The 12685-nt window shown below is 71.8% G+C and carries 14 protein-coding genes; 10 read left to right on the top strand and 4 right to left on the bottom strand.

Translation table 11 applies throughout. From position 1 onward, the window contains the following. Positions 1-78: 78 nt before the first annotated feature. The 3 genes from ACQPZA_RS03095 (at position 79) to ACQPZA_RS03085 (ending at position 1837) form a co-directional block, all read left to right on the top strand. Positions 79-807 (top strand): MerR family transcriptional regulator, encoded by a 729-nt coding sequence (locus ACQPZA_RS03095; protein ID WP_433278182.1) that lies wholly within the window; start codon positions 79-81, stop codon positions 805-807. A 66-nt stretch (positions 808-873) separates the two neighbouring features. Next, entirely contained in the window at positions 874-1407 is a 534-nt protein-coding gene (locus ACQPZA_RS03090) for a YbhB/YbcL family Raf kinase inhibitor-like protein (RefSeq protein WP_433278180.1), read from the top strand. Between the two features lie 10 nt (positions 1408-1417). After that, the gene (locus tag ACQPZA_RS03085; RefSeq protein WP_433278178.1) at positions 1418-1837 is read left to right on the top strand and encodes an acyl-CoA thioesterase; all 420 of its coding nucleotides are present in this window, start codon (positions 1418-1420) and stop codon (positions 1835-1837) included. Positions 1838-1843: 6 nt separating this feature from the next. On the opposite strand, the gene ACQPZA_RS03080 is transcribed toward ACQPZA_RS03085, so the two are convergent. After that, positions 1844-2236, bottom strand: a complete 393-nt coding sequence (locus ACQPZA_RS03080) for a DUF3224 domain-containing protein (protein WP_433278176.1) — start codon at positions 2234-2236, stop codon at positions 1844-1846. 63 nt (positions 2237-2299) lie between these two features. Continuing rightward, on the bottom strand, positions 2300-2788 hold the full coding sequence (locus ACQPZA_RS03075; protein WP_433278174.1) for an SRPBCC family protein: 489 nt from the start codon (positions 2786-2788) through the stop codon (positions 2300-2302). Positions 2789-2956: 168 nt separating this feature from the next. On the opposite strand from ACQPZA_RS03075, the gene ACQPZA_RS03070 reads away from it, so the two are divergent. Next, complete coding sequence (locus tag ACQPZA_RS03070) at positions 2957-3535, top strand: TetR/AcrR family transcriptional regulator (RefSeq protein WP_433278172.1); 579 nt, start codon at positions 2957-2959, stop codon at positions 3533-3535. 21 nt (positions 3536-3556) lie between these two features. Here the strand turns inward: ACQPZA_RS03070 and ACQPZA_RS03065 are convergent, their stop codons facing one another. Continuing rightward, on the bottom strand, positions 3557-4321 hold the full coding sequence (locus ACQPZA_RS03065; RefSeq protein ID WP_433278170.1) for an enoyl-CoA hydratase/isomerase family protein: 765 nt from the start codon (positions 4319-4321) through the stop codon (positions 3557-3559). Between the two features lie 83 nt (positions 4322-4404). Between ACQPZA_RS03065 and ACQPZA_RS03060 the strand changes: the two genes are divergently transcribed. The 3 genes from ACQPZA_RS03060 (at position 4405) to ACQPZA_RS03050 (ending at position 7722) form a co-directional block, all read left to right on the top strand. Continuing rightward, positions 4405-5490 carry an S-(hydroxymethyl)mycothiol dehydrogenase gene (locus ACQPZA_RS03060; RefSeq protein WP_433278168.1) on the top strand — a complete coding sequence of 362 codons (1086 nt, stop codon included), beginning with the start codon at positions 4405-4407 and terminating at the stop codon, positions 5488-5490. Continuing rightward, positions 5487-6122 (top strand): MBL fold metallo-hydrolase, encoded by a 636-nt coding sequence (locus ACQPZA_RS03055; RefSeq protein WP_169398284.1) that lies wholly within the window; start codon positions 5487-5489, stop codon positions 6120-6122. The genes ACQPZA_RS03060 and ACQPZA_RS03055 overlap by 4 nt, the downstream gene beginning before the upstream one ends. 130 nt (positions 6123-6252) lie before the next feature. Beyond that, a complete protein-coding gene (locus ACQPZA_RS03050; protein ID WP_433278166.1) occupies positions 6253-7722 on the top strand; it encodes a DUF222 domain-containing protein in 1470 nt (489 codons plus the stop codon). 64 nt (positions 7723-7786) lie between these two features. Here ACQPZA_RS03050 and mtnA read toward each other — a convergent pair whose 3' ends face one another. Beyond that, entirely contained in the window at positions 7787-8761 is a 975-nt protein-coding gene (gene mtnA / locus ACQPZA_RS03045; RefSeq protein ID WP_169399413.1) for an S-methyl-5-thioribose-1-phosphate isomerase, read from the bottom strand. A gap of 101 nt (positions 8762-8862) precedes the next feature. On the opposite strand from mtnA, the gene ACQPZA_RS03040 reads away from it, so the two are divergent. The 3 genes from ACQPZA_RS03040 (at position 8863) to ACQPZA_RS03030 (ending at position 12680) form a co-directional block, all read left to right on the top strand. Then, positions 8863-9912, top strand: a complete 1050-nt coding sequence (locus tag ACQPZA_RS03040) for a gamma-glutamylcyclotransferase family protein (RefSeq protein WP_433278164.1) — start codon at positions 8863-8865, stop codon at positions 9910-9912. 83 nt (positions 9913-9995) lie between these two features. Beyond that, positions 9996-11339: an MFS transporter gene (locus ACQPZA_RS03035; protein WP_433278162.1), complete on the top strand. Its 1344-nt coding sequence runs from the start codon at positions 9996-9998 to the stop codon at positions 11337-11339. 171 nt (positions 11340-11510) lie between these two features. Beyond that, positions 11511-12680, top strand: coding sequence for a cytochrome P450 family protein (locus ACQPZA_RS03030; protein ID WP_433278160.1), 1170 nt, complete (start codon positions 11511-11513; stop codon positions 12678-12680). Positions 12681-12685: the final 5 nt, after the last annotated feature.

Here is a 12685-nt window from a genome sequence, read left to right as displayed (position 1 = left end):
ATCGACGGCCGAGCTCATTTCCACTTTTGTTACAGTAACACTGTCACATAGGTCAAGGCGTGACGTAATGTGACGTTCATGGCGGCTTCTCCCGCTCCTGATCAGGGCGACCTCATGACGATCGACCAGCTGGCCGAGCGCACGGGGATCACCGTCCGCAACATCCGCTTCTACGCGGGGCGCGGCCTGCTGCCCCCGCCACAGCTGCGCGGGCGCACCGGCCTGTACGGGGAGGACCACCTGGCCCGGCTGGAGCTGGTCAGCGAGCTCTCGGCACTCGGCTTCACGCTGTCGGCCATCGAGACCCACCTGGAGCGGCTGCCGTCGACCGCGGGGGCAGCCGAGCTCGCCCTGCAGCGCGCGCTGCTCACTCCGTGGGTGCCCGAGCAGATCGAGGAGATCGACCGCACCGAGCTGAACCGCCGCGCCGGTCGCACCCTCACCGCCGACGACGTCGCCACGCTGGCCGAGCTCGGCGCCGTCACCGTGCTCGACGACGGCCGGATCCGGCTCCACGGCACCAGCACGCTCAGCACCGCACTCGCCGTGCTCGACTCCGCGCTCCCCCCCGAGGTGTGGCGCCAGGCCCACGACCTCATCGAGCAGCACACCACCGCGCTGGCCGAGGACCTGATGAAGTGGTTCCAGGACGAGGTGCTGCAGCCCTACCGCGACCGCGGACGGCCCGCGGAGGAGCGCAAGCAGCTGGCCGCCACCCTCTCGCAGCTCAAGCCCGTCACCATGCGCGGCGTCGTCACGGCGTTCGGGCGCGCGGTCAACCGGACCATCCGCGAGCGCATCGGCTAGTCGCGGGGCGCACTCGGGCAGAATGCACGACTTCCCTCGGACCCATCCCTCACGGAAGGACGGACGATGAGCCGCAACCCCTACGACGAGCTGCCTTCCGTCGAGTCGTTCACGGTGACGAGCACCGACGTCGCCGACGGACAGCCGCTGGCCACACCTCAGCTGAGCGGGATCATGGGGGCCGGCGGCGAGGACGTCTCCCCGCAGCTCGAGTGGAGCGGGTTCCCCGACGGCACCCGCTCGTTCGCCGTCACCGTGTACGACCCCGACGCGCCCACCGCATCCGGCTTCTGGCACTGGGCCGTCGCCGACATCCCGGCGTCGGTCACCTCGCTCCCCCGCGGGGCAGGCGACGAGGACGGCTCCGGCCTGCCTGCGGGTGCCGTCCAGCTCGCGAACGACGCCGGGGCGAAGCGCTTCATCGGCGCCGCGCCGCCTCCCGGACACGGCCCGCACCACTACTACATCGCCGTGCACGCCCTCGACGTCGAGAGCCTGGGACTCCCGGAGGGCGCCACTCCCGCGTTCCTCGGGTTCAACCTTTTCAGCCACACCCTCGGCCGCGCCGTGATCGTCGGGACACACGAGAACAAGGGCTGACCAGCGCGGCATGAGCGACGTCTTCACCCACCCGGTGTCCGTCCGCTACCTCGAGGTCGACGCGCAGGGCGTGGTCTTCAACTCCTGGTACCTCGCGTACTTCGACGACGCCATGACGGCCTTCCTCTCCGCTCGCGGACTGCCGTACCGGGCGATGCTGGACGCGGGCTACGACGTGCAGCTCGTGCGCTCGGAGATCGACTGGCGCTCGGGGGTGGGCTGGCAGGACGCGATCGAGGTGGCGGTCTCCACCGCCCGGATCGGGCGCACGAGCTTCGCGCTCGACTTCGAGGTGCGCCGCGACGGCAGCGAGGTCACCTGCTCGGGGCGCAGCGTCTACGTCGTGGTCGCCACCGACGGCTCCGGGAAGCAGGAGATCCCGCCGCTGATCGCCGACGCGCTGGGTGAGCCCGCGCCGTTGCGTGCCTGATGCGCGTCAGGACAGCTCGTAGTCGAACGTGTAGGTGTGCTCCCCCTCGGGGGACTTGACGATCGTGAGCTCGCCGCGCAGGCCACTGAGGTCGCCGGTGGCGGAGTCGGGCACGACGTCCACGCGGAAGTCGCCGCCGCTCGCGCTCCCCGACGCGGAGTGGCGGAACACGAAGGTGCCCTTCCTCCCGTCGACCTCGCCGCGCACCCGCTCGATCCCGACGTAGGCGGCGGAGCCCTCCTGCGCGAGGGCCTGCAGCAGCTCGGCGTCGCTCGTGGCCGAGATGCCACCCTCGAACGTCTTCGAGTTGCTCACCCGCACCAGCTTCGCGCCCTCGGCCTCGTCGATGACCTCCTCGTCCCAGCGCGTCAGATCGAACCGTCCGGTCGTGCTCGTCATGGATGGATCATCGCGGATGCGACGCCGGACGGATTGGACGAACGCGACAGCAGGCGGGCAGCGTCAGCGAGCAGCGTGCGTGACGGACTGCAGCAGCCGGACCCACGGCGACCGTCGCGCCGGGCGGGCCGGCCGGGTGCCGACCGCGCGCTCGGCGTTGTCCAGCAGCTCCTCGAGAACGCTGTCGTGCATCCAGCGGACCGCGAGCGGCCAGGTCAGCCGAGTCGCGCCGAAGAGCCGGAACACCATGTCGTGGCGCAGTACCGTGCTGTCCGGGCCTGCGGACTCGGCGGTGAACGTGTGGGTGCCGCGCACGCCCGTCCGCGGGTCGAACGTGAACTCCAGGCGCCTGCCCGGCTCGTGCGCGGTGACGCGGTAGCGGACGGGGCCGTGACCGGCCGTGGTCCCGACGGCGAGCGGGCCGTCCAGCACCATCGGCGTCCAGGCAGGCGACGGCCACAGCACGTCATCCGGGCCGCCGAGCCGGTCGAGCAGCGGACCCACCTCGGAGAGCGGACCGGGCACCAGTCGTTCGTGGACGTTGCGGACCATCCCCCACCTCCGCTCCGCCGTGTGGTGAACGAACCACCGGGCAGGGGGACCGCGGCGTCCGAGCGACCCCTCACGCCCGGACGGCCGGGTGCCCTCGCGCCGGAGGTACCGACCATCTCGACGCTCCGTACGCTGCCGTATGGAACGTCCATACGCTAGCGTACGGACGTGGTGGAACGGAAGCGGCTGACGGCCTCCGACTGGACGGCAGCCGCCCTCGATGCACTCGGCAGGGGCGGGCTCGCCGCCGTGGCCGTTGAGCCCATCGCCGCTCGGCTGGGCACCACGAAGGGCAGCTTCTACTGGCACTTCAGCAACCGGGATGCGCTGCTGGAGGCAGCACTGCTGCGATGGGAGCGGGTCCACACCGAGGAGATCATCGCGCTGGTCGACACCGAGCCCGACCCCCACAGCAGGCTCCGCCACCTCATGACCCTGACGTTGGCGCCGACCACCACAGCCGACCGGCCGGGTCACCGCGTGCTGCTCGCCCTCCAGGCCAGCGCGAGCCACCCACTGGTGGCACCCGTCTTCGCCAGGGTCACCCAGCGGCGGCTCGACTACATCACCGGGTTGTTCACGGCCTCCGGCTTCCCGCCGGAGGAGGCCCGCAATCGAAGCCTGCTGGCCTACACGGCCTACCTCGGGCACACGAACCTCGCCGACGCCAGCCCCGAGCTCGTGCCCGTGGGTGCCGAGCAGCGCGACTACGTGGACGCCGTGGTCGCCACACTCACGCGGCGGTGAGGAGCGGCGTTCCGGGCCCGCTCACCTCCGGGTGACGGACTCCAGGTACCGCGCCGTCCAGCCGTCGGCCGCGCGGCGGCTCCACAGCGTCGCCACCGCCTCGTCCTCGTCGGCGTAGCGCGCGGTGCGTTCCAGCGCGTCGCGGCGCAGCTGGGCCTTCGTCAGTGCGAACGTGTCGGACGGGACCTCGGTGGCCAGCGCCCGGGCCGTGGTCACCGCCTGCCCGAGCAGCTCGTCGGCCGGGAGCACCCGGTCGACGAGCCCCAGCGCCTGCGCGTCCGCCGGGGTGTAGGTGAGGGCACCGACCATGAGCCGGCGCGCGGCCACGTCCCCCACGGCGTGGCGCAGGACCTCGATCGCGATCCGCGGAAACGGCGGCCCGACGCGGGCCTCCGGCACCCCGATCCGGCCGGACCCCTCGGCCATCAGCGTGACGTCGGCGCACGCGGCCAGCACGCAGCCCCCGGCGATCGCATGCCCGTTGACGGCCGCGACCACCGGCTTCGACAGCTGGAAGAGCGCGCCGAACGCCGCCGACAGCGCAGGCAGGAAGCGCTCGACGTAGGGCGCGCCCTCGTCGAGGATGCGCTTCAGATCGACACCTGCCGAGAAGGCTCGGCCCGTTCCGGTGACCACCACGGCACGGGCGGGGTCCGTCTCGAGGGCACGGAACTGCTCCGCGAGCGCCTCGCACAGCTCCTGGTCCATCGCGTTGACCGGCCCGTGCGCGAACTGCAGCGCAGCGACATGGTCCGCCCCGCTGCCGTGGTCCACCCGGTTGATCACAAGCCGGAACCTACCTGGGGCCCTCACGCATGGCACGCTGCGCAGGGAGAACAGACCCGAACACGAGTTGGGGAGGACGAACAATGCCGCAACAGGTCCGCGGGGTCGTCGCGCTGAAGAAGGGCGAGCCCGTCTCGCTGGAAACGATCATCGTTCCGGATCCGGGTCCGGGTGAGGCGGTCGTCCAGGTGCAGGCCTGCGGGGTCTGCCACACCGACCTCCACTACCGCGAAGGCGGTATCAACGACGAGTTCCCGTTCCTGCTCGGCCACGAGGCGGCCGGGGTCGTCGAGTCGGTGGGCGAGGGCGTCACCGACGTCGCGCCCGGCGACTTCGTCATCCTCAACTGGCGCGCGGTCGACGGCACCTGTCGCGCCTGCCGCCGCGGCGAGCCCTGGTACTGCTTCTCCACCCACAACGCCGCACAGAAGATGACGCTCGAGTCGGGCCAGGAGCTCACGCCCGCACTCGGCATCGGCGCGTTCATCGAGAAGACGCTCGTCCATGCGGGGCAGTGCACGAAGGTGAACCCCGCGGTGAAGCCGGAGGTGGCCGGGCTGCTGGGCTGCGGCGTGATGGCCGGCATCGGGGCGGCGATCAACACCGGCAAGGTCGGGCGTGGCGACTCCATCGCCGTCATCGGCTGCGGCGGGGTGGGCAACGCCGCGATCGCCGGAGCGAAGCTCGCCGGCGCCACCACGATCATCGCGATCGACGTGGACGAGCGGAAGCTGCAGTGGGCGAAGGAGTTCGGTGCCACGCACACGATCAACTCCCGCGAGCAGGACGCGGTCGAGGGCGTCCAGGCACTGACCGACGGCAACGGCGCCAACGTCGTCGTCGACGCGGTGGGCCGGCCCGAGACGTTCAAGCAGGCGTTCTACGCCCGCGACCTGGCCGGCACCGTGGTGCTCGTCGGTGTGCCCACCCCGGACATGACGGTCGACCTGCCGCTGATCGACGTCTTCGGCCGCGGCGGCGCCACCAAGTCCTCCTGGTACGGCGACTGCCTGCCCACGCGCGACTTCCCGATGCTCGTCGACCTGCACCTGCAGGGCAGGTTGCCCCTCGACAGGTTCGTCAGCGAGACGATCGCGCTCGACGGCGTCGAGGCCGCGTTCGAGAAGATGCACAAGGGCGAGGTGCTGCGTTCGGTGGTGCTGTTGTGACCCCGCCAGGCCCCATCGACCACGTCGTCACGTCCGGGACGTTCTCCCTCGACGGCGGCACGTGGGACGTCGACAACAACGTCTGGGTCGTCGGCGACGAGAACGAGGTGCTCGTCATCGACGCGGCGCACGACGAGCTGAAGATCGAGGAGGCGGTCGGCGGACGGCGGGTCGTCGCCGTCGTGTGCACCCATGCGCACGACGACCACGTGAACCGGGCGCCCGCGCTGGCCGACCGGGTCTCCGCCCCGATCCTGCTTAACCCGGCCGAGGCGCCGCTGTGGGAGATGACCCACCCGAACCGGCCGCCGGACCGGGAGCTCGCCGACGGCGACGTGCTGAGCGCGGGCGGGGTGGAGCTGCGGGTGCTGCAGACACCGGGCCACTCCCCCGGCTCGTCCTGCCTGTACGCGCCCGAGCTCGGCACCGTCTTCACCGGCGACACCCTGTTCAACGGCGGGCCGGGTGCCACCGGACGGTCGTACTCCAGCTTCGACACGATCATCGAGTCGATCCGCGAGAAGCTGCTGACGCTGCCCGGTGACACGGTCGTGCGCACCGGCCACGGCGACCCCACCACGATCGGCGAGGAGCTGCCCCACCTGGAGGAGTGGATCGCGCGGGGCCACTGAGCCCCGGAGCACCGGCATCCGCGAACCCATGATCGTTGCGAGATCCGGCTGTGCGCCTGGCGAGGGCGGACAGGCGGATCTCGCGGCGCTGTGGTCGATTCTGTCGGGGGTCGCGGATAGAGTCGAACGTATGTTCGAGATCGACACTCACCGGCTGGTGCCGCGGTCCGCGCCACTGGCGTGGACCGAGGTCGCTCCCGACGGCATGGCGGTGCTGATCCTCGATCAGGCCGGACCCCCCGTGGACGGGTTCGAGGCGCTGGAGCGGATCGGGGCCTGGGAGAAGGTCATCGCCTGGGCGCAGGCCCGCCAGTACGCGGAGATCACCCAGTTCGTCGCGGCAGCCGAGACCGGTCCCGCTGCGGGTCTGACTGCGGCGCAGGCGGTGGAGTCCGCGCAGGCCGAGGTCGGGATGATGCTGCGGCTCTCGCCGGGCGGTACTGCGTGGCGGGTCGGGGAGGCCCGGCAGCTGGTGGCGGAGTTCCCGGGCGTCTTCGCCTCCCTGGAGGCCGGGGCGATCACGCTGGCGAAGGCGCGGATCATCGCCGAGGGCTGTGCTGATCTGGATGCGGCGACTGCGGCTGTGGTGGAGCGGAAGGTCTTGCCGCGGGCGCCGCAGCAGACCGCCGGGCAACTGCGGGCCGCGGTGCGCCGCGCGGTGCTGCGCGCCGACAGTGAAGCCGCCGCCCGGCGTCGCGAGCGCAAGCGGCGCGAGCGTGCTGTGGTGTTGTATCCCGAGCGCGATGGGATGGCCACGCTGTCTGCGACGTTGCCGGCGGCGGAGGCGGTCGGGGTGTTCGCGGTGCTGGATCAGCACGCCCGCGGCTGCGGCAGTGCGGATGAACGCCCGATGGCGGCCCGGCGGGCCGATGCGCTGGTGGATCTGGTGTTGCGCGAGACCGGGTTCTGCAGCACCGCGGGACAACAGGCCGCCGCTGCGGAGGTGGCAACCACGTGCTCGACCGACAGCCCCACCAGGTCCGACAGCCCGGCGCCACCCCTATCTGGGTCCGAGCGGCTGCCTGGGCTGGCGCCCGAGGGTGGGGTCCCCACCGTCACCAACAAGGTCTCGATACAGATCCGGGTCACCGTCCCCCTCGACACCCTCCGCGGCGTGAGCGAGGAACCCGGTGAGCTCGCCGGGTACGGCCCCATCCCCGCCGACCACGCCCGCCAGTTGGCCGCCGACCCTGACAGCATCTGGCACCGCCTGGTCACCGACCCGGTCAGCGGAGCACTGCTCGACTACGGCACCACCCGCTACCGCCCACCACCCCACCTGACCGAACACGTCATCACGCGGCACCAGTACTGCCAAGGCCCGGGCTGCCGCGTGCCCGCGAACCGCTGCGACCTCGACCACAACATCCCCTTCGACCCCGTCGCCGGGGAAGGTCCGACATCGGCGGCGAACCTCGGCCCGAAATGCCGACCGCATCACCGGTTGAAGGGCATGCCGGGCTGGAGCGTGAGCCAGTACCCCGACGGCACGATCATCTGGACCACACCGAGTGGCCACACCTACCGGGTCGACCCACCCCCACTCACCGAACCCCGCACGCCGACCCCGGTGACCGGCGACGAACCCCCACCCTTCTAGGCGGGCGAGCACCATGACACCGACCACCGGCCGGAACGGCGCGCCGGAGACCCGGTCGCGGCCGTCACCCGCCGGGCCGCCAGACCCGTTCCTCCGTGACGACGGCCGTCACCAGGTCGGCGGGCGTCACGTCGAACGCCGGGTTCCAGGCCGCGCTGCCTTCCGGAGCCACCTTCGCCCCGCCCACGACGAGCACCTCCTCGGCCGCGCGCTCCTCGATCTCGATGGCGGCGCCGTCGGCGGTGTCCGGGTCGAGCGTCGACTCCGGTGCCGCCACGACGAACGGGATGCCGGCCCGGGCGGCGGCCAGCGCCAGGGGGTACGTACCGATCTTGTTGGCGACGTCGCCGTTGGCGGCCACCCGGTCCGCGCCGACGACGACGGCGTCCACGAGCCCTCGGGCGATGATCGAGGCGCCGGCACCGTCGACGACCAGGCGGAACGGCACGCCCATCTCGGCCAGCTCCACCGCGGTGATGCGGGAGCCCTGCAGCAGCGGGCGCGTCTCGTCGGCGACGACATGGGCGACCCGGCCCGCCTCGTGCAGCGACCGCACCACGCCCAGCGCGGTGCCCCACTCGACGCAGGCCAGCGCCCCGGCGTTGCAGTGCGTGTGCAGCCGGAGCGGGGCGGGCCCGCACAGTTCGGCGAGCAGTGCGGCACCCCTCGCCCCGATCGCCCGGCAGGCGGCCACGTCCTCCTCGAGCACGTCGAGCGCCGCGGCGAGCACCGCCTCCGGGCCGTCGCCCGCTGCCGCCATGGCGCGGCGCACGCCGACCGCGAGGTTCGCCGCGGTGGGCCGGGCCGCGGCGAGCCGGGCCGCGACGGCGGCCAGCTCGGCGCCGGCGACGGACCGGGCTGCGAGCGCCACCCCGAGAGCACCGGCCGCACCGAGCGCCGGGGCACCCCGCACGACGAGCCGCCGGATCGCGTCGACGAGCCCGTCCGCGGTGTCGATCTCGACCACGCGCAGCTCCGGCAGCGCCGTCTGGTCCACCAGCACAATCCGGCCGTCCACCCAGTCGATCGTCCGTGGCAACACCTGACGAGCGTAAGACTCCCGGGCCCGTGATGGGCGGCCAGCAGCAGCCGCTCCGCCGCAGGAGCCGGGAACCCAGGGTGATCGGGTTATGGTCGGGGGTGCCCTGGTCCGATGCCGACTTCCCTGCCGATCCGTACCCCGGCGCCGTCCCGCCGTCTTCGTTCGTGCATATCGACGAGGTGTCGCACCCCCTGCGCCCCGATCCGCGGGCGGGCTGGGTCCTCAGCGGGGACACACCGCTGGACGCCTGGCTCGCCGACCAGGGCACCGCGCCCGCCGCGGAACGCATCCCCGTGCTCACCTACGGCTCCAACCGTTGCCCCAGCAAGATCACCTGGCTGCGCCGTGAGCTGGGACTGGGCCCCGAGCCCGTCGTGGTGCTGCGGGCCCGCACCCGGGACGTCGCCGCCGTCTGGGCCTCCGGGCTACGGCACCGGGACGGCCAGCGCCCTGCCGTGCTGGCCGCCTCCCCCGGCACGGTCGAGGACCACGCCGTGTGGCTGGCCACGCCCGAGCAGATCGCGGTACTGGACCGCTGCGAAGGACGCGACGACCGCTTCCGCCTGGCCCGGCTGCGCACCGGCCAGGTCCGGCTCGAGGATCAGACCCTGGTCGACTCCCCGTGGTGCTACCTCGGCCTGGCCGCCACCCGGCGCCCGCTGCTCGTCGACGGCGCACCGGTGCGCTGCGCGGACCTGCCTCAGCATGCGGCTGTCGAGCTGACCGGAGACCCGGCCCCCGGCGACGGTCTCGACGCCGACACGGTCCACGGTGACCCGCATCCGGACGAGTGGCCCGGCGCGCTGTTCACCTACGGGCTGCTGCAGCCGGGAGACATCTCGTGGCACCGCGTCGCCCCGTACCTGGGCGGCAGCCCGCAGCGCGGCACCGTGGACGGCACCGTGCTCGACACCGGCCGCGGGTTCCCGGCGTTGCTCCCGGGCACCGGAGGCCGCGCTCCCGGCTGGCTGATTCCGCTGCGCGACCCGGCGGCCGTCCTCCCCGCGCTCGACGAGTACGAGGGCCCTGAGTACCGCCGCGTCCGGATGGCTGCGACACCCGGGCAGCAGTCCTGCTGGGTGTACGCGTGGTCGGCCCCGTCGGACGGCATGGCCCGGCTCGACGCCGGCTGGCCCCCGCCGAGCTGATCTCTCCCGTTTCGCCCGTCCTGCGACGACCATCCGTCCGAACTAGCGTCGAGCGGCATGTGCCGACTGGCGAGTGATCGAGCATGACCGTCGAGGGGCAGTCGACGACTGTGACCCAGCCGGACGAGCGGACGGTGCGCCGGGCCGTGGCGGGCGCCGCCATGGGCAACGCCGTCGAATGGTTCGACTACGCCATCTACAGCTATCTCGTCACGAGCATCGGGCTCAACTTCTTCCCGGACGCGGACCCCACCGCACAGACCCTGCTGGTCTTCGCCGGCATCGCGATCCCGTTCGTGCTGCGGCCCTTCGGCGGGGTGCTGCTCGGGCCGCTCGGTGACAAGTTCGGCCGCCGCCGGGTGCTGGCCCTCACGATCATCATGATGTCGGGCGCCACGTTCTGCATCGGCCTCATCCCGAGCTACGCCACGATCGGCATCGCCGCGCCCATCCTGCTGCTGGTCGCCCGGCTCGTGCAGGGCTTCTCCACCGGCGGCGAGTACGGCGGGGCGGCCACGTTCATCGCTGAGTACGCACCCGACCGCAGACGTGGGTTCTACGGCAGCTTCCTCGAGTTCGGCACGCTCACCGGTTACGTGCTGGGCGCGGGCCTCGCCACGGCCGTCCAGCTCGGGCTGTCCCCCGAGGCGCTGAGCTCATGGGGCTGGCGCATCCCGTTCCTGATCGCCGGGCCGCTCGGCGCCATCGGGTTCTACCTGCGCTACCGGCTCGAGGACACCCCGGCGTTCCGCAGCGCCGCCGAGGCGGGCGAGACCAGCCAGGCCCCGTTCCGCGAGGTCGTCCGCGCCGTCTGGCCCCAGATCCTCAACCTGATCGGCTTCGTGATCCTGCTGAACGTCGCCGTCTACACGCTGCTGACGTACATGCCCACGTACCTGACGCAGGTGTTGCAGATCAGCGACACCGAGTCGCTGCTGGTCATCATCGCTGTGATGCTGGGGATGATGGTCGTGATCGCGCCGGTCGGCGCGCTGTCGGACCGGATCGGGCGCAAGCCGGTACTGCTCGCCTCGGCCGTCGGGTTCCTGCTGCTCAGCTACCCCGCGATCGCGCTGATCGGGATGCGTGACCCGCTGCCGGTGACGCTCGGCATGGTGATCCTGGCCCTGCTGCTGGTGCTGATGCTGGGCACGATCGGCTCGGCGCTGCCGGCGATGTTCCCCACCCGCAACCGCTACGGGGGCTTCTCCATCGGTTACTCGACGTCCACGGCGGCGTTCGGTGGCACCGCTCCGCTCGTCATCACCGCACTGATCGCGGGGACCGGCAACACGGCGATCCCCGCCTTCTACCTGATGGGCGCGGCGGCGATCGCGATCGTCCCGATCCTGTTGATGCCCGAGACGGCGCGGATCTCGATCGCCCACCCGACGAGGATTCCGGGCACGGAGCACGTTTCCCCCTGACGCCGGGCGCAATGGCGTTGGTCACAGCGATCTGCTCGGAGCAGCCCGTTACCGTGACTCCTCATAGTCGAACAATCGCGCCCGATCGGCGTTGATTCGGCGTCGAGGTCCTTTTCGGGGGTTCCGTTGTCCGTTGCCCATGAGCCTGCATCCGTTTTCCTGACCACCGACATGGCGGAGCGCCATCGGTTGTACGCCGAGATGAACCGCTCCGGTCCGGTGCACCGCGTGATGCTTCCCCACGGGGAGGGGGCCTGGCTCGTCACGGGCTACGAGCAGGCGCGGGCCGCGCTGGTGGAGCCGCGGCTGGCCAAGAAGGAGCCGCCGTTCGCCGAGGACCTGGACCCCGCCCTGCGCTCGGCGATCAACCGCAGCATGCTGAACGTCGACATGCCGGAGCACGGGCGGCTGCGACGGCTGGTGGCGGCCGCGTTCACCCGGCGCCGGGTGGACCGGCTGGCGCCGCGGATCCAGCAGCTGACCGACGAACTGCTGGAACCGCTGGCCGGCCGGGTCGCGGCCACCGGGGTCGACCTCATCGCCGAGTTCGCGTATCCGCTGCCGATCGCCGTCATCTGCGAGCTGCTCGGCGTGCCGGAGAACAAGCGCGAGAACTTCCGCAAGTGGTCGTGGGCCGACGTGAACGCCTCCGTCATCGGGCTGGATGCGTATGCCGAGGCCGCCACCGCGTTCGTCGACTACCTGCACGATCTGATCGCGGCGAAGCGTGAGCAGCCCGCGGACGACCTGACCTCGGCGCTCGTCGCCGCGCGCGACGGCAGCGACCAGCTCAGCGAGGACGAGCTGACGTCGATGATGTACCTGCTGCTGGTCGCGGGGCACGAGACCACGGTCAATCTCATCGCCAACGCGGTGGACGTGCTGCTGGCACAGGACGGGGCCTGGGCGCACCTGGCGTCCGAACCGGAACGGGTACCGGCCGCCGTCGAGGAGCTCCTGCGCTTCAACGGTCCGGTGCAGACCAGCACGCTGAGGGTCGCGGTGGAGACCTTCGAGTTCGCCGGCACCACGATCGAGGCGGGCGACACCGTGCTGGTGGGCCTGCTGGCCGCCAACCGCGATCCGGGGCGCCCCGGATCGCAGGTCCTCGACCTGTCGCGCTCGCCCAACCAGCACATCGCGTTCGGCCACGGCATCCACCTCTGCCTGGGGGCTCCCCTGGCCCGGCTGGAGGGGCAGATCGCACTGACCAGCCTGCTCGCCCGCTTTCCGGATCTGCGGCCGGCCGAGGACGAGATCCTCGCCGACCCGGGCCTGCTCATCAATGCGCTGCGGGCGCTGCCCGTCACCACCCGCCCTACCGATAATCCGGTTCCCTGAATCCG

Origin of the sequence: Pseudonocardia xinjiangensis, assembly GCF_050948425.1 — a bacterium.
GTDB lineage: Bacteria > Actinomycetota > Actinomycetes > Mycobacteriales > Pseudonocardiaceae > Pseudonocardia > Pseudonocardia xinjiangensis.
This window is presented reverse-complemented; position numbering and strand designations above follow the sequence as displayed.